General features: G+C 74.0%; 18 protein-coding genes. 8 read left to right on the forward strand and 10 right to left on the reverse strand.

All coding sequences use genetic code 11. The annotated features are described in order from the left end of the window. Positions 1-62 precede the first annotated feature (62 nt). The 3 genes from AC3RJ9_RS08775 to AC3RJ9_RS08785 all read right to left on the reverse strand — a co-directional run bounded on the left by AC3RJ9_RS08775 (position 63) and on the right by AC3RJ9_RS08785 (position 2398). Positions 63-1052: a type IV toxin-antitoxin system AbiEi family antitoxin domain-containing protein gene (locus AC3RJ9_RS08775; protein WP_060973675.1), complete on the reverse strand. Its 990-nt coding sequence runs from the start codon at positions 1050-1052 to the stop codon at positions 63-65. 198 nt (positions 1053-1250) lie between these two features. Then, on the reverse strand, positions 1251-2195 hold the full coding sequence (locus AC3RJ9_RS08780; protein WP_061867644.1) for a Sir2 family NAD-dependent protein deacetylase: 945 nt from the start codon (positions 2193-2195) through the stop codon (positions 1251-1253). Continuing rightward, positions 2192-2398, reverse strand: coding sequence for a DUF3073 domain-containing protein (locus AC3RJ9_RS08785; RefSeq protein ID WP_036314242.1), 207 nt, complete (start codon positions 2396-2398; stop codon positions 2192-2194). Before AC3RJ9_RS08785 ends, AC3RJ9_RS08780 begins: the two co-directional genes overlap by 4 nt. A gap of 294 nt (positions 2399-2692) precedes the next feature. Between AC3RJ9_RS08785 and AC3RJ9_RS08790 the strand changes: the two genes are divergently transcribed. Next, positions 2693-4111 carry a M20/M25/M40 family metallo-hydrolase gene (locus AC3RJ9_RS08790; protein WP_230278063.1) on the forward strand — a complete coding sequence of 473 codons (1419 nt, stop codon included), beginning with the start codon at positions 2693-2695 and terminating at the stop codon, positions 4109-4111. Between the two features lie 128 nt (positions 4112-4239). Here AC3RJ9_RS08790 and clpB read toward each other — a convergent pair whose 3' ends face one another. Beyond that, positions 4240-6834 (reverse strand): ATP-dependent chaperone ClpB, encoded by a 2595-nt coding sequence (gene clpB / locus AC3RJ9_RS08795; protein ID WP_123244351.1) that lies wholly within the window; start codon positions 6832-6834, stop codon positions 4240-4242. A gap of 151 nt (positions 6835-6985) precedes the next feature. Here clpB and AC3RJ9_RS08800 point away from each other — a divergent pair, with 151 nt between their 5' ends. Beyond that, positions 6986-8167: a YihY/virulence factor BrkB family protein gene (locus tag AC3RJ9_RS08800; RefSeq protein ID WP_060974023.1), complete on the forward strand. Its 1182-nt coding sequence runs from the start codon at positions 6986-6988 to the stop codon at positions 8165-8167. 4 nt (positions 8168-8171) lie between these two features. Here AC3RJ9_RS08800 and AC3RJ9_RS08805 read toward each other — a convergent pair whose 3' ends face one another. Further along, positions 8172-8924: a hypothetical protein gene (locus AC3RJ9_RS08805; RefSeq protein WP_230956238.1), complete on the reverse strand. Its 753-nt coding sequence runs from the start codon at positions 8922-8924 to the stop codon at positions 8172-8174. 260 nt (positions 8925-9184) lie between these two features. Between AC3RJ9_RS08805 and AC3RJ9_RS08810 the strand changes: the two genes are divergently transcribed. From AC3RJ9_RS08810 to AC3RJ9_RS08820, 3 genes are read left to right on the forward strand one after another with little or no spacing between them, the layout of a single operon-like run. Next, entirely contained in the window at positions 9185-10006 is an 822-nt protein-coding gene (locus AC3RJ9_RS08810; protein WP_060974022.1) for an ABC transporter substrate-binding protein, read from the forward strand. Continuing rightward, complete coding sequence (locus AC3RJ9_RS08815; protein ID WP_020626482.1) at positions 10003-10833, forward strand: amino acid ABC transporter permease; 831 nt, start codon at positions 10003-10005, stop codon at positions 10831-10833. The genes AC3RJ9_RS08810 and AC3RJ9_RS08815 overlap by 4 nt, the downstream gene beginning before the upstream one ends. A gap of 1 nt (position 10834) precedes the next feature. Further along, complete coding sequence (locus AC3RJ9_RS08820) at positions 10835-11638, forward strand: amino acid ABC transporter ATP-binding protein (protein WP_060974021.1); 804 nt, start codon at positions 10835-10837, stop codon at positions 11636-11638. A 99-nt stretch (positions 11639-11737) separates the two neighbouring features. Here AC3RJ9_RS08820 and AC3RJ9_RS08825 read toward each other — a convergent pair whose 3' ends face one another. After that, positions 11738-12331 carry a hypothetical protein gene (locus tag AC3RJ9_RS08825; protein WP_020626481.1) on the reverse strand — a complete coding sequence of 198 codons (594 nt, stop codon included), beginning with the start codon at positions 12329-12331 and terminating at the stop codon, positions 11738-11740. 200 nt (positions 12332-12531) lie between these two features. Between AC3RJ9_RS08825 and AC3RJ9_RS08830 the strand changes: the two genes are divergently transcribed. The 3 genes from AC3RJ9_RS08830 to trmB all read left to right on the forward strand — a co-directional run bounded on the left by AC3RJ9_RS08830 (position 12532) and on the right by trmB (position 15693). Continuing rightward, a complete protein-coding gene (locus AC3RJ9_RS08830) occupies positions 12532-13278 on the forward strand; it encodes a DedA family protein (protein ID WP_036382290.1) in 747 nt (248 codons plus the stop codon). Between the two features lie 5 nt (positions 13279-13283). Continuing rightward, positions 13284-14627, forward strand: coding sequence for a hypothetical protein (locus tag AC3RJ9_RS08835; protein ID WP_043280891.1), 1344 nt, complete (start codon positions 13284-13286; stop codon positions 14625-14627). Positions 14628-14697: 70 nt separating this feature from the next. Then, the gene (gene trmB, locus AC3RJ9_RS08840; RefSeq protein WP_020626479.1) at positions 14698-15693 is read left to right on the forward strand and encodes a tRNA (guanosine(46)-N7)-methyltransferase TrmB; all 996 of its coding nucleotides are present in this window, start codon (positions 14698-14700) and stop codon (positions 15691-15693) included. Positions 15694-15715: 22 nt separating this feature from the next. Here the strand turns inward: trmB and AC3RJ9_RS08845 are convergent, their stop codons facing one another. The 4 genes from AC3RJ9_RS08845 to AC3RJ9_RS08860 form a co-directional block, all read right to left on the reverse strand. After that, positions 15716-16783 carry an alpha/beta hydrolase gene (locus tag AC3RJ9_RS08845; RefSeq protein WP_230259732.1) on the reverse strand — a complete coding sequence of 356 codons (1068 nt, stop codon included), beginning with the start codon at positions 16781-16783 and terminating at the stop codon, positions 15716-15718. Further along, complete coding sequence (locus tag AC3RJ9_RS08850; RefSeq protein WP_020626477.1) at positions 16762-17313, reverse strand: heat shock protein transcriptional repressor HspR; 552 nt, start codon at positions 17311-17313, stop codon at positions 16762-16764. The genes AC3RJ9_RS08845 and AC3RJ9_RS08850 overlap by 22 nt, the downstream gene beginning before the upstream one ends. Continuing rightward, positions 17310-18302: a DnaJ C-terminal domain-containing protein gene (locus tag AC3RJ9_RS08855; RefSeq protein WP_078026125.1), complete on the reverse strand. Its 993-nt coding sequence runs from the start codon at positions 18300-18302 to the stop codon at positions 17310-17312. Before AC3RJ9_RS08855 ends, AC3RJ9_RS08850 begins: the two co-directional genes overlap by 4 nt. A 69-nt stretch (positions 18303-18371) precedes the next feature. Then, positions 18372-19034, reverse strand: a complete 663-nt coding sequence (locus AC3RJ9_RS08860) for a nucleotide exchange factor GrpE (RefSeq protein ID WP_078026124.1) — start codon at positions 19032-19034, stop codon at positions 18372-18374. Positions 19035-19098 lie beyond the last annotated feature (64 nt).

A 19098-nucleotide genomic window follows, 5' to 3' on the forward strand; every position in this document is an offset into this window, starting at 1 on the left:
GGGGGGCGTTTTCGTTCGGGAAACGGCGGGCTCCGGGGTGTTTTCGTTCGGGAAACGGCGGTTCACGACGCGAACACCCGCCCGCCGAGCCGGGCCCGGTGCGTCTGCACCTCGGCGACGACGCGCCGGAAGTCGTCCCGTGCGTCGTCCACCGTGGCCCAGATCTGCGTCCAGCCCGCGCGCGCCCAGCCCTCGTCTCGCCACGCGTCCACGGCGACCTGTGCCGGGTCGAGGTGGTGACCGCCGTCGTAGTGGACCACCATGCGCCACTGCCGCCACCCCAGATCCGCGTCCGGCGACCGCGCCCGGCCCGGGTGCAGCACCAGCTGGAGCTCCGGCTCGGGCAGGCCGGCGTGGAGCAGGGCCAGTCGCAGGGCTGTCTCCTGTGGGGAGTCCGCGCCCACCCGCACCAGCTGGAGGGCGGCACGGGCGGTGCGCACTCCCTTGAACCGCCCGGCACGCAGGAGCGCGGACCGCAGGGCCGCCGTCGTGGTCCGTGGTGAGCGGCGCCCCTCCGGCGACCACGGCCGGTGGACGAGAGCGTCCCCGGCCGCCACGACGGGCACGAGCATGCCTGGACGGAGCAGTGCGGCCAGATCCGCCCAGGATCGCTCCAGGCTCGTCAGGCGGATCCCGTGGAGGACGGTCACATCCGCGGCCGGGACGAGGCGGGCATGCGAGGTGATCTCTGGGCGGACGCTCGCCCCGCGCGGGTGTGGCCGGGACACGTGCACCGTGCCGTCCTCCGCCAGGAACGGCGGCAGCGGCACGCGGTGCAGGAGCAGCGCCGTGAGGTGGGAGGCCACTCCCCCGCTCGCCTCCACGACCGCGGCCGTCTCCTCCGGCGCGAAGGGAGCGGGCGCCTCGGCGTAGCCGAGCTCCGCCCACGAGCCGAGGTGGTCAGTCCGGAGCCGATGGACCCCATGCGTCACGCGCCGCACGTCACCGCCGCGGACCAGTCGCTCCGAGACCCCGGCCGCGCGCAGGTCGCCACGGGTGAACGGCCGGCCGGTCTCGACGATGTCCGGCAGGGGCAGGGAAGACGTGGCCATGCCCGTGACGATGGCTCAACCCGGCCTATCCCGCCCGCTCAGGAGCACCCACCGTGGACGACGACACCGGCGGCGCCACCTGTGCAGGAGTCGTGCGTGGCCCCGGGCCACCCGGTGTCCACACCCCCGGCGCCCGCCGTTTCCCGCACGAAAACGCCCCGGCGTCCGCCGTTTCCCGCACGAAAACGTGGGTGGGGGTCAGAGGCGGGCGTCGAGCCAGGCCAGCGCGTCGGCGACCGGGGCGCGCCAGCGCCAGCGGGCCTTGGCGTCGGCGCGGGTGGGGCCGAGGTTGATCAGCCCCGTCTCATGCCCGGCCCGCTCGGCCCGCAGCACGAACCGGTAGCCGCTCATCACGGCCAGCGAGGTGCCGACGGCGAGCACCGTGCCGCCGTCGTCGGCCATCGCCTCCGCGGCCGCGCGCCGCGCCGCGGGCACGGACTCACCGAAGTACACGACGTCCGGCTTGAGCTTCACGGAGCCGCAGACCCGGCAACCGACCATCGTGAACTCCTCCACCCAGTGCTGGTCGAGGGAGACGTCCCCGTCGGGGTTCACGGCGTCCGGGTCGATCGCCACGCGCTCGAGGTAACCCGGATTGGCGGCCTCGAGCCGCAGGTCCAGGTCACGGCGGGACTCGGTGGCCCCACAGTTCAGGCAGGCCACGCGCGCCAGGTCCCCGTGGAGCTCGATCAGCCGGTCCTCCGGCATCCCCGCCGCGCGTCCGGCCTCGGCGTGCAGCCCGTCCACGTTCTGGGTCAGGACGCCGGCGATCCGCCCCTCGGCCGCCCAGCGCGCGAGGATGCGGTGCGCCTCGTTCGGGCGGGCCTGGTCCATGCGGCGCCAGCCCACGAACGAGCGCGCCCAGTAGCGGTGGCGGGCGGCCGGGTCGTCCCGGAACTCCTGGTACGTCATCGGCCGGTGGCGGTGCAGGGACCCGTTTGGCCCCCGGTAGTCCGGGATGCCGGAGTCCGTGGACACGCCGGCCCCGGTGATCACGAGCGGGCGGGACTCCTCCATCAGACGCAGCAGACCCCGAGACGCCGTCTCGGGGTCCTGCAGCGGTGCTGTCTCATCCACCACCCTGGCGATCGACCGCAGGGCGGCCTGATACCCGTCCAGGGCCGGATGCCGTGCGGGCGTCATCGCGCCCGCGCGTCGTCGTCCTCGTCCTCCGCGTAGAGGTCCGCGTACGGATCCTCGTACTCGGGCTCCTGGTCCTGCTCCGGGCCGCGCGTGCGTCCGCCCGTGAGCTCTCGCTCCAGTGCCGAGAGGTCTGTTCCGGGAGAGAAGTACTTCATCTCCCGTGCCTGCTTCGTGGCCTTCGCCTTCTGACGGCCGCGCCCCATGAGCGTGACCCCCTTCGCATCTCTCGCCGCCTCGGATCTGTGGCGCACAGGGGCCCGCCGAGGTCTTCACTGGTCAATATGGTTCGTGCGGACAAGGATACATGACCCGCCGGACGGCCTGTGGACGACGACGACCGGCCCGGTCCGGCGGGGCGTGCAGTGGCGCCGGGCGCGGCGCGGGCGGCCGCGACACGGGCGGCATCCGGCTGGACGGGCGTGACACACACCCTGTACGGACGCTGGACGACCGGCTAGGTTGCGTACGTCACACCCACTCCGACGATGAGGATGCCCATGCGCCGCACCCCCACCCTGCTGGCCGCCGCCACCCTGGCCGCCACGCTGACCGCCGCCCCCGTCTCACTCGCCGCCCCGGCCGCCCCGGCCGCCCCGGCGAAGGCCAGCGCCGCCACCGCGCAGACCGCCGACCGGGGCCTGGGCCCCGGCCAGAACCGTGCCGGCGGCAACCCGAACTCACCGGAGAAGCTGGTCCGATCCATCTCCTCGGACCACCTCCGCCAGGACATCGAGGCGTTCGCGGCCATCGCGGACGAGCACGGCAACCGCGCCGCGGGCACGCCGGGCTTCCAGGCCTCGCTCGACTACGCCGTGGGCGAGCTCGAGGAGGCCGGCTACGACGTCGAGCTCCAGGAGTTCGAGATCACCTACACCGAGACCCTGCGGGACCGGCTTCAGCAAACCGGACCCGTCCAGCGCGACCTCGAGCACACCGTCTTCACGTCCTCGCCGTCGGCGCAGGTCACCGACGCCCCGCTCGCCGCCCCCGCCGGCGCCGCCACCGGCTGCGCCGACGCGGACTGGGCCGGCGCGGACCTGACCGGCAGCGTCGCCCTGGTCTCCCGGGGCGACTGCACCTTCGCCCAGAAGTCCCAGGTCGCGGCCGCCTCGGGCGCCGAGGCCGTCATCATCTACAACAACGCCGAGGGCGCGCTGAACGGCACCCTGGGCGCCGCGCCGGGCGACGTCGTCGGGACCGTGGGCGTGACCCGCGAGCTGGGCGCCGACCTGCTGGCCCAGACCCGCGCCGGCGGCGCGACCGTCACCCTGGACCTCGAGCAGCTCGTGGAGCAGCGGCCCACCTGGAACGTGCTGGCGGAGACGCGCACGGGCAGCGACGACGACGTCGTGATGCTCGGCGCCCACCTGGATGGCGTGCCGGAGGGCCCGGGCATCCACGACAACGCCTCGGGCGTCGCGGCGACCCTCGAGGTCGCGCGCCAGGCCGCCAAGGCCAACAAGGCCGAGAGCAAGGTCCGCTTCGCCCTGTGGGGTGCCGAGGAGATCGGCCTGCTGGGCTCGCACCACTACGTGGACACCCTGACCGCCGCGGAGCGCGAGGACATCATCCTCTACACCAACCTGGACATGGTGGCCCCGCTGGACCACCAGAACACGCTCGGCGTGCTCACGGCCGACTGGTCGATCGGTGCTGAGTCCCTGCTCGGCGCGCAGCTCGACCGCGACGGCCACACGCACCAGCCCGAGGGCAGCAACGGCCGCTCGGACTACGCGCCGTTCGTGGACGCGGGCATCGCCTCGACGGGCCTGCTCTCGATCCGCGACGACAACTACCACACGCCCCAGGACGACATCGACAACGTCTCCATCACCACGCTGACCCACACGGCCCGCGCGGTGGCGAACCTGATCGGCACCCTCCAGCAGGACGCCGACGCCCTCGGCACCCGCTGACCCGCGCGGCTCCGTCCGACCCGCAGACGCCGTCGGGGGCGGTTTCGGGTGGTATCCAGGCCGGATACCACCCGAAACCGCCCCCGACGCGCCAGAGGGAGGAGGAACACGGTCCGTCGGTCCCGGCGTCAGCCCTTCCGGGTCACGGTGAGGCCGTTCTCGCCCTCGACACGGTCCACGACCACGGTGTCCCCGTCCGCGATCTCCCCGGCGAGGATGCCGCGGGCCAGGCGGTCGCCGATCTCGCGCTGCACCAGGCGGCGCAGGGGCCGGGCGCCGTAGGCCGGGTCGAACCCGGTCGCGGCGAGCCACGCCTTGGCGGCGTCGGACACCTCGAGGGTGAGGCGGCGGTCCGTCAGGCGCGCCTGCAGGGACTCGACCTGCAGGTCCACGATCCGCGTCAGCTCGGCCACGGTGAGCGCGTCGAACTGCACGATCTCGTCCAGGCGGTTGAGGAACTCGGGCTTGAACGCCCCGCGCACCACGGACATCACGGACTCGCGCTTGGCGGCCTCGTCCAGGGTCGGGTCCACGAGGAACTGCGAGCCCAGGTTCGAGGTGAGGATCAGGATCACGTTGCGGAAGTCCACGGTGCGGCCCTGGCCGTCGGTGAGGCGGCCGTCGTCGAGCACCTGGAGCAGGATGTCGAAGACCTCGGGGTGGGCCTTCTCCACCTCGTCCAGCAGCACCACCGAGTACGGGCGACGCCGCACGGCCTCCGTGAGCTGGCCGCCCTCGTCGTAGCCGACGTAGCCCGGAGGGGCGCCGACCAGGCGGGAGACCGAGTGCTTCTCCGCGTACTCGGACATGTCGATCCGCACCATGGCGCGCTCGTCGTCGAAGAGGAACTCCGCGAGCGCCTTGGCGAGCTCGGTCTTGCCCACGCCCGTGGGGCCCAGGAACAGGAACGAGCCGGTGGGCCGGTTCGGGTCCGCGATGCCGGCCCGCGAGCGGCGCACCGCGTCCGCGACGGCGACGACGGCGTCCCGCTGCCCGATCAGCCGCTCGCCGAGGTGCTCCTCCATGGTGAGCAGCTTCTCGGACTCGGCGGTGAGCATGCGGCCGGCGGGGATGCCGGTCCACGCGGAGACCACCTCGGCGATGTCGTCCGCCGTGACCTCCTCGGAAACCATCGGCTCGGTGGTCGAGCGGTCGGCCTCACGGGCGGCGCGGTCCGCCTCCTCGAGCTGCTTCTCCAGCGCGGGGATCTCGCCGTACAGCAGGCGGGAGGCCTCGGCGAGGTCGCCGTCGCGCTGGGCCTTCTCGGCCAGCGAGCGCAGCTCGTCCACCTTGGCGCGCAGGTCACCGGCCTCGTTGAGGGTGGCCTTCTCCGCGTCCCAGCGGGCGGTGAGGGCGGTGAGCTCCTCCTCGCGGTCCGCCTTCTCGGCGCGCAGGGCCTCGAGCCGCTCGACGGATGCCGGGTCCGTCTCGCCCTCGAGGGCGAGCTCCTCCATGGTCAGGCGGTCCACCTGGCGGCGCAGGACGTCGATCTCCTCCGGGGCGGAGTCGATCTCCATGCGCAGGCGCGAGGCGGCCTCGTCCACGAGGTCGATGGCCTTGTCGGGCAGCTGGCGGCCGGTGATGTACCGGTGGGACAGCGTGGCCGCGGCCACGAGCGCGGAGTCGGCGATGGCCACCTTGTGGTGGGCCTCGTAGCGCTCCTTGAGCCCGCGCAGGATGGCGATCGTGTCGTCCACGCTGGGCTCGCCCACGTAGACCTGCTGGAAGCGGCGCTCCAGGGCGGGGTCCTTCTCGATGTTCTCGCGGTACTCGTCCAGGGTGGTCGCGCCGATCAGGCGCAGCTCGCCGCGGGCCAGCATGGGCTTGAGCATGTTGCCCGCGTCCATGGCGCCCTCGGACGCGCCCGCGCCCACGACGGTGTGGATCTCGTCGATGAACGTGACGACCTGACCCTCGGCGGCCTTGATCTCCTCGAGCACGGCCTTCAGGCGCTCCTCGAACTCGCCGCGGTACTTGGCGCCGGCGACCATGGCGCCCAGGTCCAGGCTGATCAGCGTCTTGCCGCGCAGGGACTCGGGGACGTCCCCGGCCACCATCCGCTGGGCCAGGCCCTCGACGACGGCGGTCTTGCCGACGCCGGGCTCGCCGATGAGCACGGGGTTGTTCTTGGTGCGGCGCGAGAGCACCTGCACCACGCGGCGGATCTCGGCGTCGCGGCCGATCACCGGGTCGAGCTTGCCGGAGCGGGCGACCTCGGTGAGGTCCGTGCCGTACTTCTCCAGGGACTGGAAGGTGTTCTCCGGGTCCTGGGTGGTGACGCGCGAGTCGCCGCGCACCTGGGTCAGGGCGGCGGCGAGCGCCTCGAGGCTCGCCCCGTTCGAGCGCAGTGCCTCACCGGCATCGCCCGGATCCGCGGCCACGCCGAGCAGCAGGTGCTCGGTGGAGACGAACTGGTCCGAGCGCTGCTCGGCCTGGGTGCGCGCGTTCTGCACGACCTGCAGGGCGGCGCGCGAGAGCTGCGCCTGGGCCACCGTGCTGCCCTGGGTGGAGGGCAGGCGCCGGATGGCCGAGGAGGCCGCCGTGGAGACGGCGTCGGGGTCGGCCCCGGCGGCCTTGAGGACGGCCACGGCGACGGACTCCCGCTGGTCCATCAGGGCCTTCAGCAGGTGGGCCGGCTCGATCTGGGGGTTGCCGGCGGTGGAGGCGTTCATGGCCGCGGCCGAGAGCGCCTCCTGGCTCTTGGTGGTGAACTTGGCATCCATGTGCGCCTCGCTCCTTCTCTCCCCCGTGTCCCGGGGGTGTCGGACAACCGTCGACGGCGGGCCGTTCCCACCGCCGAGACAAAGTTGAGTCTATGTAGCTCAACCCCCCTCGTGCCAGGGCTATTCCCCCGCGCGCCGGTACGTTGGTGCCATGGCCGGCTCCACAGCAGCGCCCCGGCGCCTCCGCACGTACACCCGACCGCGGGTGTCCCTGCTGTACGTCCTGCGCCGCACCCTGCACCGGCTCTTCGAGCTGCAGGTCTGGGACGTGGCCGCCGCCATGACCTTCTTCGGGGCGCTGTCCCTGCTGCCCACCGTCATCGCCCTGCTCTCCGTGGTCTCGCTGCTGGGCGTCGAGGAGGAGACCGTGGACGCCGCGGCCCACCTGGCCGCCGAGATCTGGCCGTCGCTGACGCCCGACGTCGTCCGCGAGTGGATCCTGACCCTCGGCTCGGCCGGGCCCGGCACCGGCGCCGTCGTCCTGGGGGCCGTCGGCACCGTGGTGTCCGCCTCGGGCGCCGTCGGCGCGTTCCACCGGGCCATGCACCGCATCCACGACACCCGCGAGGGCCGGCCCTTCCTCCACTTCCGCCTCGTGGTCTTCATCGAGACGCTCGCCCTCATGCTCGGCGCCGTGCTGATCACGATCCTGGTGGTCGTCGGCGGGGACCTCTCCCAGCGCCTCGGCCAGGCCGTCGGCCTGCCGGAGGAGACGGTCCAGACGTGGAACGTGGTGAAGTGGCCGGTCATCCTCGTGGTGATCGCCCTGATCGTGACCCTCGCCTACCGCCTGGGGCCCAACGTCCGGCAGCCCCGCTACCGCCCGCTCTCGCTCGGCGCCGTGGCCGTGGTGGTGCTGCTCTTCGGCGCGACCGTGGCCCTGGGCTGGATCACGGACCGGTTCGGCCAGTTCGCCGTGGTCGGGCGGATCAACTCCGCGATCGGCGTGCTCGCCCTCGCGTGGGTGGCGTGCATCGTGCTGTTGGCCGGGGCGGCCTTCGACGCGGAGGTGCTGCGTGCCCGCCAGCTGGCCGTCGGCATCGACGCCTCCGTCGAGATCCAGCTGGCGACGCGGCACACCGCGGTGCTCGAGGCCTCCGAGCGGCACGAGGCCCGCAACCGCCGCCTGGCCCGGCTCGTGGCCGACGCCGTGCGCGCCGGCGAGGACCTGACGATCGACGCCACACCCCTGCTCTCCGAGGAGGGGCGCCTCCTCGCGGTGGAGTCGGGGCGGCGGGACCCGGAGGACGTCAGCTCGGGCAGCCCGTTCCACGCGGACCCGGTGTCCGACGACGGCGCCCGCCTCGAGCCGACGTCCCGGCCCGACGACTGAGAGGTCAGCGCTCCCGGGCCTCAAACGCCTCGACCTGGGCACGCAGCGTCTCGGCCGCGATCTCCTCGTCGAGGCCCACCATGCCGAGGTACACGAGCTCGTCCCCGTCCGTGACGCCGCCGACGGTCATGGTGAACATGGCCGTGTCCATGCCCGAGTTGCCCAGGGCGATGTGGACCGCGTCCGGCACGCCGGGCACCTTCGTGAAGGCCGCCTCGACGCCGTCCGGGTCGCCGAACGTGCCGCACGTGTCGGCCAGCTTGCCGAAGGGCGCCAGCAGATCGGTGCCGTCGTCGGTGACCGCGACCATGCCGAACGCCCCGGCCTGGGAACCGGCCAGGCCGGTGACGGCGGCCGGGTCCACCTCGTACTGGGCCAGCGCACCGCCGAGCCCGGGCGCCTGCTGCGTGTTGATCTGCTCGATGAGGTCCGCGCAGGCGCCCGTGGGGGTGACGCCCGTCAGGCTCAGGCTGGTGCTGATCGGCTCGCCGCCGCCGCCGGCCTGGGTCTCCATGCCCGTGAACACGCCGCCGGGCGCGGTCTCCGGGGTGAGCAGGACGTCCTCGAGCGCCTCCACGCGCTCCTCCTGCTCGTCCGTGAGGTCCGAGCCGGCCCCCGCCGGGGCGGACTCGGACGCGTCGGCCGAGGAGGACGAGGCCTCGCCGCCTCCCCCACCGCAGCCGACGAGCGCGAGGGCGCCCACGGCGAGCAGGGACAGGGGGGCGGCGGTGCGAGCGGGGCCGGCGGTGCGGAGCATGAGAGACCTCTCAGACCGGGTGACGACGATGTGACCAGTCTGACAATCCCCACAGCGCAAGGCCAGTCTTCCTCTGCCGAGGCGGGCCGCGGCAGGGCCACCGGTCGATCGGCTCGGTCCGCGGGGACGAGTCGTCTCCCGGCGCCCGCGACGGCGCCCGACGCACTACGATGACCACCAATCACGGCGGCACACGTCACTCTGCCGGCTCCCTCCGACCCGCACGCCCGTCCTCCCGACGGCGGCACAGAAGGCACTCCATGACCCGCATCCACTCCCGCCTCCTCGGCGCCGTGGGGCTCACCGCGTCGGCGGCGCTGCTCACCGGCTGCGCCGTCCTCGGCGGCGACGCCGGATCCGCCGGCATCGTGTCCGACGACGACCTGAGCACCTCGTACGGCCTCGTCCAGCCCGGCGTCCTGACGGTCTGCTCCGACATCCCCTACCCGCCCTTCGAGTTCGAGGAGAAGGGTGAGCTGACCGGCTACGACATCCAGCTGGTCGAGGCGGTGGCGGAGAAGCTGGGCCTCGGGGTGAACGTGATCGACTCCTCCTTCGAGGCCATCGAGTCGGGTGCCTCGCTCACCGGCTGCGACGTGAACGCCTCGTCGATCTCCATCACCGAGGCCCGCCAGCGCGTCATGGCCTTCACCCTCCCGTACCTCGACGACGACCTCGTCCTGGTCGCGAAGAAGGGCTCCGGCATCACCGACGTCGAGTCCGCGAAGGGCCGCCGGATCGGCGTGCAGGCCGCGACCACCGGCGACGAATACGCCCAGCAGAACGGCCTGAGCCCCGTGCAGTTCGAGGACGGCGGCATGCAGGTCCAGGCCCTGCAGGCCGGCACCGTGGACGCCGCCCTGGGCAACCAGTCCGTGTTGCTCTACTCCCTCAAGGACGACGATCGCTTCGAGGTGGTCGAGTCGCTGCCCACGGGCGAGCAGCTCGGCATGGCGGTCGGCCCGCAGAAGGCGCAGCTCGGCTCCGCCGTGAACCGCGCGCTGCAGGAGCTGCGCAACGACGGCACCGTGGCCGAGCTCCAGGAGCGCTGGTTCGGTCAGGCACAGGAGGACTACCGATGAGCACGCAGGCCCCCGTCTCGCCGGCACCGGCCATGAAGCCCGGCCGCGCGCGCCGCCGTCGTCGGCTGTCCCTGATCATCCAGGCGGCCGTCTTCGTCCTCGCCCTCGTCGTCCTGGCCGTCCTCATCGACTGGGGCGCGCTCGCCGAGAACGTCCTGAACTTCCCCGCCGTGGCCCCGATGTTCCCCAACGTGATCCTCGTGGGGCTGGGCAACACGCTGTTCTACACGGTCACCTCGTTCGTCGTCGGCCTGCTGGGCGGCATCGTGCTCGCGCTCATGCGCCTGAGCTCGTTCGGCCCGTACCGGTGGCTGGCCACCGCCTACGTGGAGTTCTTCCGCGGCGTCCCCGCGCTGCTGGTGTTCCTCGCCTTCGGCTACGGGGTGCCCTTCGCGTTCGGGGTGTCCTGGCCGATCCCCGTCGTCGTGATGGTGGCCCTGGGCATGGTCTCGGCCGCGTACATCGCCGAGACCCTGCGTGCCGGCCTGCAGGCGGTGCCCCGCGGCCAGATGGAGGCGGCCCGGTCCCTCGGCATGCCGACGTGGCGGGCCATGGTCACCATCGTGATCCCCCAGGCGTTCCGCATCGTGCTGCCGCCGCTCACCAATGAGGTCATCCTCCTGACCAAGGACTCCTCGCTGGTCTACGTGCTCGGCCTGGCCGCGCACGAGTACGAGCTCACCAAGTTCGGTCGCGACGGCATCTCCGCCCTCGACGCCGGCATGACGCCGATCCTTGTGGCCGGCCTGTTCTACCTCGTGATCACCGTGCCGCTGTCCCTGTTGGCCCGCCGGTTCGAGGCCCGTTCGACCAAGAAGGGGCACTGAGATGGCCCAGCAGAACCCCATCACCGGATCCTTCGGCGCGGTGGCCGCCGCGGACGCCGCCGGCGTGCACGTGGCCGGCCTCAACAAGTCCTTCGGCGCCAACCACGTGCTGCGCGGCATCGACCTCGACGTCGCCCCCGGCGAGGTCGTGTGCCTGATCGGCCCGTCCGGCTCGGGCAAGTCCACCCTCCTGCGCTGCGTGAACCTGCTGGAGAAGCCCGACTCGGGCGTCGTCACGGTCGGTGAGTTCACGGTCACGGACGAGGACGTGGACCTGGACGTGCTGCGCCGGCACGTGGGCATGGTGTTCCAGCAGTTCAACCTGTTCCCGCACCTGTCCGTGCTGGAGAACTGCACCGTGGCCCAGCTCAAGGTGCTCAAGCGGGGCAAGGCCGAGGCGGTGGACGTCGCCCGTCGGCAGCTGGCCCGCGTGGGCCTGGCCGAGCTCGAGGACCGCTACCCGGACCAGCTCTCCGGCGGTCAGCAGCAGCGCGTGGCGATCGCCCGTGCGCTGGCCATGGACCCGCAGCTGATGCTCTTCGACGAGCCCACCTCGGCCCTCGACCCCGAGACCGTCGGCGACGTCCTGGCGATCATGCGTCAGCTGGCCCGCGACGGCATGACCATGCTCGTGGTCACCCATGAGATGGGCTTCGCCCGCGAGGTGGCCGACCGGGTCGTGTTCATGGACGGCGGCGTCGTGGTGGAGGCCGGCCCGGCCGCCGCGGTGATCTCCGATCCCCAGCAGCCGCGCACCCAGGACTTCCTGCGCCGCCTGCTGCACCCCACCGAGATCGATCTCTGAGCCTGCCCGCCCGCCGTGCCCCGGTGGGCGGGCGCATGCGTGAGGGGCCCCGCCTGGACCGTGGTCCGGGCGGGGCCCCTCAGGCATGCGGCGGGGGCGTCAGGCCTTCTTGCGCAGCTTCTTCAGCTCGTCACGGGCCTCGCGCAGCGCGGCGACCTGCTCCTCACGGGCGGCGTGGATCGCGGCGACCTTCTCGTCCTGGGCGTCGCGGATGGCCTGCACCTTGGCGTCGCGGGCGCCCTCGATGCGGGCGGCGCGCTTCTTGGCGGCCTTGCGGCGCTTGCCGGGGCGGTTGGCCACGGAGTCGGCGGCGATGGCCAGGCCGGAGCCGACCAGGAAGATGTCCTTGGCGACGGCGGTGCCCTCCTGGGACGGGCGCACGCCGTCCGCCTCGGTCATCTCCGGGGTGTTCAGGTACATGGAGAACAGGCCGCCGGAGAACGCGGTCAGGGCGGAGCCGGCGAGCCAGCCCGGGACGAACGGGGCCAGCAGGGCCGAGCCCACGCCGATCTCGGTGGTCACGAGGAACTTCTTGAACTGCTCCGGTGACAGGTTGGCCAGCGCGGGCAGGCCGCGGGCGCTCATGTCGCGCAGGCCCTGGGCCTGCTCCGCGGAGATGCCGCGCTTGTTCAGGCCGGAGTTCAGGATGAACGCGCCGGAGGCCAGGCGCAGCGGAATCTGGACGATGCTCATGGAGTCTTCCTTCCAGTAGGGCCCGCGGCACGCACGTGGAGTGGGGTGTGGCGCGAACGGTCGGTGAGCGGTCTGCACCTCCGACAGTACCAACGGCAGCCCGCTCCCGCCCGCCCGGAGGCGCGGCTGTGCGCGCAGAGCGGACGACGTCGGCGCCTCCACCACGTCGCGGAGGCGGTCGATGATGGACAATGGGGCGCATGCTCCCCCTCGTCGCACCCCTGACCGTGGCCGCCGCCGCGCCCACCGACTACGGCTGGCTCGGCAACATCGTCGTGGACATCATGGAGGCGGTCGGCCCGATCGGCGTCGGCCTGGCCGTCTTCGCGGAGAACATCTTCCCGCCCATCCCGTCCGAGGTGATCCTGCCCCTGGCAGGCTTCACCGCGGCCGGCGGCGCCTTCAGCCCGCATGCCGCGCTGGTCTGGGCGACGGTCGGCTCGATCGTCGGAGCGCTGGCCCTCTACGGCCTCGGCGCGTGGCTCGGCCGCCACCGCATGTACCGCCTCGCGGACCGCATGCCGCTGGTGGACATGGAGGACGTGGCCAAGACCGAGCGCTGGTTCATCCGATACGGCTACTGGACCGTGTTCCTGGGCCGCATGGTCCCCGTGTTCCGCTCCCTGATCTCCATCCCCGCGGGCATCGAGCGGATGAACCTCGCGAAGTTCACCCTGTTCACGGCGCTGGGCTCCCTGATCTGGAACGCGATCTTCGTCTACGGCGGCTACGCGCTCGGGGAGCGGTTCCACGTCGTCTCCGAGTACGCGGACGTCTTCTCCAACATCGTCCTGGTCCTGATCCTGGCCTTCCTCGCGATCTGGGTGGTCCTGCGCCTGCGCCGTGACGCCCGCCGCCGGAACGACCCGGACTGGCGCCCGCCGACCGCGGATGAGATGGCCGCCCGCGTCGAGGCCATCCTGGAGTCCTCCGACCACCGGAAGTGAATCGCATGCACCCCGTCCTGCCCTCCCCCCGCCGTGGCCGCGCGGCCCTCGGCCTGGCCGCCGTCGCCCTGGTGGCGCTGAGCGCCTGTGCTCGCACCGAGCCGCAGCCCGAGCCTGCGCCCGCCACGACGGCGGCCTCCGCCCTGCCGTCCATGGACATGGCCCCGTTCACGGTCGAGGTCCCCTCACACGACCTCGAGCGGGTGCCGGAGGCGAGCGTCGCCGTGCTCGAGGGCGAGGACCCGGACCACCACGGGGCGTGGCTGCAGGTGTCCGGGGCGCCGGCCTGGACGGACGCCATGGCCGGGGCCGTGCGCGACCAGATCGACCAGTACCGCCGGGACACCGACCCGAGCGCGGACCCGCGCCTGGAGATCCAGCCGCAGCTCGCCGTCGTGGCCGAGGACATCGCCGCGGCCCGCCTGCTCGCCACGGAGCGGCGCGGCACGGACTCCGTGTCCACCTCGCACGTGATCTGGTACTCGGCCCGCGAGGACCGCGTGCTCGAGACCGCCGATCTCTTCACCCCCGACGGCTGGGACGCGTTCCGCGCCGAGGTGCGCCAGCGCATGGCCAACGACCCGGACGTGATCGGCTCGCGCCTGGACTCGGCGGTCGACGCCCCGGAGCAGGTGGAGAACCGTCGCGTCTGGGACGCGGTGGTCTTCCTGCCGGACGGCAGCCTGATGCTCGAGGCGGACCAGGCGTCCATGGCGCCGGCCGCCGCGGGCGTGCTGACGGTGCGGATCCCTCGGGACACGGCGACCGCCTGGCTGTCCGACCTGGGCCACGTCGCCGCGGACGCCGCCTCCGCCCCCGCCGACCTGCGTCTGCCGGACCGCTCCACCCCGACCCCCGAGGAGCAGCAGCCGGAGCCCGCCCCCGAGCCGGAGCCCGAGACGTCCTCGTGGACGGAGGAGGCCACCGGCGCACCCGTGCCGCCCCCGTCCGCGCCCGCCGACACGGCGGCCCCGACGCCCAGCGTGACCACCCCGGTGCCGAGCAGCACGGCCCCGTCCTCCTCGGCCCCCGCGCCCACCCGCTCGGCCACGCCGTCCTCCCCGTCGTCTCCCCCCACCTCGTCCTCGCCGTCGGGCACGGGATCCGGCAGTCCGACGCCGAGCACCCCCGACCCGACGCCGACCTCCGCGACGCCGACCCCGACGTCCCCGACCCCGACGTCCCCGAGCCCGTCCGGTCCGTCCACGAGCGCGTCCGGTCCGTCCACGAGCGCGCCGGCCACGGACCCTGCGCCGGACCCGACCGAGTCCGCACCCGAGCCGACCGCCACCACGGCCTCCGCGTCCGCGTCGCCCACGTCGGGGGACCGCTCCAGCAGCACCCCCTGACCCCGGCGCCGGGCGCCGTCGTCGGCCGCGGTCTGCACCGTCGACGCGCGGCCGTGGCAGGATCGGGGCGATGACTGAGCACCTGCCCCGCCCCTGCCCGGACGCACCCGGCCCCGACGCCGTGCCGCCGCCCGCCGAGCGCGTCCACGCGCACGACCACAATCGGGACAAGGACCCCGCCCTCGTCCGACGGGAGCCGGTCTCCTTCGTCCGACGTGGTGCGCGCCTGAACGCGGGGCGGCAGGCCGTGTGGGACCGCCAGGCGGAGCGGGTCCTCGTGGACGTGCCTCGCGGCCGCGGCGCCACCTCGGTGGACGGCCAGGCCCGACTGGACTGGGCGGGGGTGTTCGGGCGCGAGGCCCCCCTGCTGGTCGACATCGGCTCCGGGCTGGGCGAGTCAACGGCGCAGGCCGCCGCCGACCGGCCGGACTGGAACGTGCTCGCCGTCGAGGTCTACGTGCCCGGCCTGGCCGCGCTCATGACGCGCGTGGAGCAGCAGGGCCTGGAGAACGTCCGCGCCGTGGAGGCCAACGCCCCCGAGCTGCTGGACGCCCTGCTCACGCCCGGCTCCGTCTCCGAGGTGTGGGTGTTCTTCCCGGACCCGTGGCACAAGAAGCGGCACCACAAGCGCCGCCTGGTCTCCCCCGCCTTCGCGGACCGCGTGGCGCGGGTGCTCACCCCCGGCGGGGTGCTGCGGCTGGCGACGGACTGGTCGGGCTACGCCGTGCAGATGCGCGAGGTGCTCGAGGCGCACCCGGAGTTCGAGAACCTCTTCCCCGGGCGCGCCGCGGGCGAGGACTCTCCGCTCACGCGGGTGCGCCGCGAGGGCAGGGAGACCGAGGTGGGTGCCCAGCCGCTGCCCGCGGGATGGGAGAGCGCGGCCGAGGAGGAGCGCCCCCTGCGCGCCGGCCTGGGCGAGGCGCGGGCCGGCGCGGCGGCCGCGGACCCCGTGGACCACGACGGCGGCTGGGCGCCCCGGTTCGAGGGCCGACCGATCACGAGCTTCGAGGCGAAGTCCCAGCGGGCCGGGCGGCTCGTGTTCGACCTGGCGTACCGCCGCCGCTGAGCACGGGGCCCGACGGGGTCGCTCAGGCCGGGGCGACCGGCCCGGCCGGGTCGGCGCCGTCCGGAACGGGCGACAGCGGCAGGCCGGCGGTCACCCGCGCGGTCGCCGCGAGCGTCACGGACCCGGCGTCCCGGTAGCCCCTCGGGGCGTCCTCGGGGGCCGTCGGCGACCAGCGGGCCGTGCGGTGGCCGCGGACGGCGGCCCCCGCCAGGCCGGGCCGCGGGGCCACCGGCAGCACGGCGGCGTCCGTCCAGTCCCGACGACGGCCGACCGCGCGGCCGACCCGGGCGAGGAGATCGCCCGGGGCCAGGGCGCGGAACGTCCGCCCGGACCGCAGGCCGAGGTGCGCGGAACGGGCCGCCAGGGCGGCGGGCAGGCCGACCGTGCCCGAGACCACGAGGGCCTCGACGGGACGCTCGGCCGGCCACGGGGCCTCCGCGTCGTCGGGCTGCAGGCCCCGGTCCGCGAGCAGGCGCAGGGCGTGCGCGGCCACGAGCGAGCCGTACGAGTGGGCCTCCACGGCCCCGTGCACGGCGGTCCCGCGGGCGCGCAGGGCCGGGGCGACATCGTCGTCCTCCCCCGGCCCGTGGCGCAGGAACTCCCACCAGGCCCGCACATCCGCGGCGAGCATCGCGCCGCCGCGCCGGCCGGGGCCGTCGAGCACCACCCGCCAGGGCGTGGGTGCGGGGTAGCCGAGCCACCCGATGACGACGGGGCGGGGTGCGCCGGCGGCGCGCTGGGCGGCGGCGAGGTGGGCGGCCTCCCGGGCCGTCCCCCACAAGGCCGTCTGGGGGCGGATGCCCATGCCGGAGACGAGCCAGGTCAGGTGGGTGGCGGTCGCGGGGTCCCCCGCGGCGACCACCGCGCGCGGCCCGTCCGGGCCCTCGAGGACGTAGTCCAGCAGATGCCGGGCGGGCAGGTGCGGGTCCATGCCCTCCGGCTTGAGGGCGTGGACGATCCCGTCCAGGGCGCTCCGGGCCTGCCGGCCGAGGCCGTCGCGCCGGGCCATGTCGGCGCGCAGCCGCTCCTGCACGCGGGACCGCGCGGCTGCCCCGAACGACGCCCGGCTCAGTCCTGCTCGGACTGCCACGTGGGCACCCGTCGGAGGCCTGCGACGCCGGAGGGCAGCCTCCGCAGGCCGCTCGGGCAGGCCTCGCCCGCGGTGTCCGCCCCGGCCCGTGCCGCGGCGTGACGGCGGACGGCCATCCGGTCGGCGTAGCGGGCCGAGACGTCACCGCCGGAGCCCACGGTGAAGACGCGGGCCAGGCGGGAGGCGTGGTGGAGGCGGTCCACCTGGGCAGCCAGCTCGACCACGGTGTCCTGCAGCTGCTCGACCTCGCGCTGCAGCGCGATCACGCGGCGGATGCCCTCCAGCGAGATGCCTTCACGGCTCAGGGTCTGCACGGTCTGCAGCCGCTCGACGTCGGCGAGGGAGTAGCGGCGGTGCCGTCCGTCCTGGCGGGCGGGGACCACGAGGCCGAGCCGGTCGTACTGGCGCAGGGTCTGCGGATGCATGTCCGCCATCTCGGCGGCCACGGAGATCACGAAGACCGGGGCGTGCCGGTCGGGACCCCCCTCGCGGCCCCGGTCCGCACGGGCGGCGCCGTCGCGGGCGCTCACCAGGCTGCCTTCCGGGCCAGCTCCCGCCGCGGATCGTCGCCGGCAGTGGCGGACTGCAGGGCCTCGACGGCGGCGCGGGCGTCGTCGTTGAGCGTGGTGGGCACGGTGACGCGCAGCTCCACGAGCAGGTCACCCGTCGTCTTCCCGCGCTCGACACCGCGGCCCTTCAGGCGCAGCACGCGGCCACACTGGGAGCCCGCCGGCACCTTCACCTTCACGGGGCGCTCCAGCGTCGGCACCTCGATCGTGGCGCCGAGGGCGGCCTCGGGGAAGGTGATCGGCACGGTGATCCGCAGGTCGTCCCCGTCCCGGCGGAAGAACTCGTGCTCGCGCACGTGCACGGTGACCAGCAGGTCGCCGCGGCCGGCCGGGCCGGGCGAGCCCTTGCCGCGGGCACGGACCTTCTGGCCGTCGCGGATGCCCTTCGGGATCTTCACCTCGATCGTCTCGCCGTCCGGGCCGCGCAGGGACACCGTGGTGCCCTGAATCGAGCCGCGGAAGGAGATCGTGGTGGTGGCGGTGCGGTCCGCGCCCTTCGTGGGGCGCGGCCGTGCGTAGCCGGCGTCGCCGAAGCCGCCGGGGCCGAAGCCGCCGGGCTGGCCGGCGGCGCCACTGAACATCCCGCTGAACAGGTCGGACAGGTCGGGCTCGGACTGCGTGGCGCGGGGGCCGCCCCCGCCGCCGAACATGCCGCCGAAGACGTCCTCGAAGCCTCCGCCGCCGGCACCGCCCGGGGCGGAGAACCGGGCCCCGCCGCCCATCGCGCGGATCGCGTCGTATTCCTGCCGCTCCTGGGGGTCGCTCAGGACGGCGTACGCCTCCGAGATCTCCTTGAACTTCTTCTCGGCCGCCTCGTCCCCGGGGTTCTGGTCCGGGTGGTACATGCGGGCGAGCTTGCGGTAGGCCTTCTTCACGTCCGCGTCGGAGGCGTCCTTGGACACCCCCAGGGTCGCGTAGAAGTCCTTGTCCATCCAATCCTGCGAGGCCATGGTGCCTCCTCTCGTGTGCATCGGTCAGGGGGGTCGGCCGGCGGCGGGGTGGGCCGCCGGCCGACGGGGTCACTCGTCTCCGGCGGAGACCATCACCTGGGCGGCGCGCAGCACGCGGCCGTCCCGGACGTAGCCGTTGCGGAAGACCTGGACCACGTGGTCCGCGGGCACCTCCGCGTGCGGCTGGCGCATCACGGCCTCGTGCACGGCCGGGTCGAACTCGACGCCGGCCAGCGCCTCCTGGTCATGGCGCTCGAGGCCCAGGCCGGCCAGGGCGGTGTCGAGCTTGGTCGCGATGGCGGCGAACGGACCGTCCGTCAGGTCGCCGGCGGCGCGGGCGGCGTCGATGTCGTCGAGCACCGGCAGCAGCGCGGTGACGGCCTTGAGCACGCCGGCGTCTCTGGCCAGGTCGCGGTCGCGGTCCACGCGGCGCTTGTAGTTCACATACTCGGCCTGCAGCCGGCGCAGGTCGGCCTCGAGCTCGGCCTCGCGGTCCGAGGCCTCGGGCTGCGGCGCCTCGGTCCCGGCCTGCGCGCCGGCCTCGTCGAGGATGCGCTCGGCCTGGGCGAGGGCGTCGCCGTCCTCGGCCTGCTCTGCCGCGCTCTCCGCCGAGACCCGGGGCTCACCGGTCTCGGGGTCGATGCGGCGACGGTCGTTGAACACGATGGGCTCCTCCTCGGAGCCACGCTCGGCGTCGGAGGAGCCGTGCGGACGCTGCTGGTCGGCGCTCATGGTGTGTCCTTTCGAAGCTGGGTGGGCGCGGCGGGTCCGCCGCGCGGGGGGTGGTGCGGGAAGG

The sequence above is a fragment of the Micrococcus sp. 63XJN7_6_ISO-PGPR-S23-444 genome (assembly GCF_058072765.1).

What these genes read in the sequence shown, in the direction of transcription:
- AC3RJ9_RS08775 (WP_060973675.1), bottom strand. Translation starts at nt 1,052, where the DNA reads ATGGCCACGTCTTCCCTGCCCCTGCCGGACATCGTCGAGACCGGCCGG.
- AC3RJ9_RS08780 (WP_061867644.1), bottom strand. Translation starts at nt 2,195, where the DNA reads ATGACGCCCGCACGGCATCCGGCCCTGGACGGGTATCAGGCCGCCCTG.
- AC3RJ9_RS08785 (WP_036314242.1), bottom strand. Translation starts at nt 2,398, where the DNA reads ATGGGGCGCGGCCGTCAGAAGGCGAAGGCCACGAAGCAGGCACGGGAG.
- AC3RJ9_RS08790 (WP_230278063.1), top strand. Translation starts at nt 2,693, where the DNA reads ATGCGCCGCACCCCCACCCTGCTGGCCGCCGCCACCCTGGCCGCCACG.
- clpB (WP_123244351.1), bottom strand. Translation starts at nt 6,834, where the DNA reads ATGGATGCCAAGTTCACCACCAAGAGCCAGGAGGCGCTCTCGGCCGCG.
- AC3RJ9_RS08800 (WP_060974023.1), top strand. Translation starts at nt 6,986, where the DNA reads ATGGCCGGCTCCACAGCAGCGCCCCGGCGCCTCCGCACGTACACCCGA.
- AC3RJ9_RS08805 (WP_230956238.1), bottom strand. Translation starts at nt 8,924, where the DNA reads ATGCTCCGCACCGCCGGCCCCGCTCGCACCGCCGCCCCCCTGTCCCTG.
- AC3RJ9_RS08810 (WP_060974022.1), top strand. Translation starts at nt 9,185, where the DNA reads ATGACCCGCATCCACTCCCGCCTCCTCGGCGCCGTGGGGCTCACCGCG.
- AC3RJ9_RS08815 (WP_020626482.1), top strand. Translation starts at nt 10,003, where the DNA reads ATGAGCACGCAGGCCCCCGTCTCGCCGGCACCGGCCATGAAGCCCGGC.
- AC3RJ9_RS08820 (WP_060974021.1), top strand. Translation starts at nt 10,835, where the DNA reads ATGGCCCAGCAGAACCCCATCACCGGATCCTTCGGCGCGGTGGCCGCC.
- AC3RJ9_RS08825 (WP_020626481.1), bottom strand. Translation starts at nt 12,331, where the DNA reads ATGAGCATCGTCCAGATTCCGCTGCGCCTGGCCTCCGGCGCGTTCATC.
- AC3RJ9_RS08830 (WP_036382290.1), top strand. Translation starts at nt 12,532, where the DNA reads ATGCTCCCCCTCGTCGCACCCCTGACCGTGGCCGCCGCCGCGCCCACC.
- AC3RJ9_RS08835 (WP_043280891.1), top strand. Translation starts at nt 13,284, where the DNA reads ATGCACCCCGTCCTGCCCTCCCCCCGCCGTGGCCGCGCGGCCCTCGGC.
- trmB (WP_020626479.1), top strand. Translation starts at nt 14,698, where the DNA reads ATGACTGAGCACCTGCCCCGCCCCTGCCCGGACGCACCCGGCCCCGAC.
- AC3RJ9_RS08855 (WP_078026125.1), bottom strand. Translation starts at nt 18,302, where the DNA reads ATGGCCTCGCAGGATTGGATGGACAAGGACTTCTACGCGACCCTGGGG.
- AC3RJ9_RS08860 (WP_078026124.1), bottom strand. Translation starts at nt 19,034, where the DNA reads ATGAGCGCCGACCAGCAGCGTCCGCACGGCTCCTCCGACGCCGAGCGT.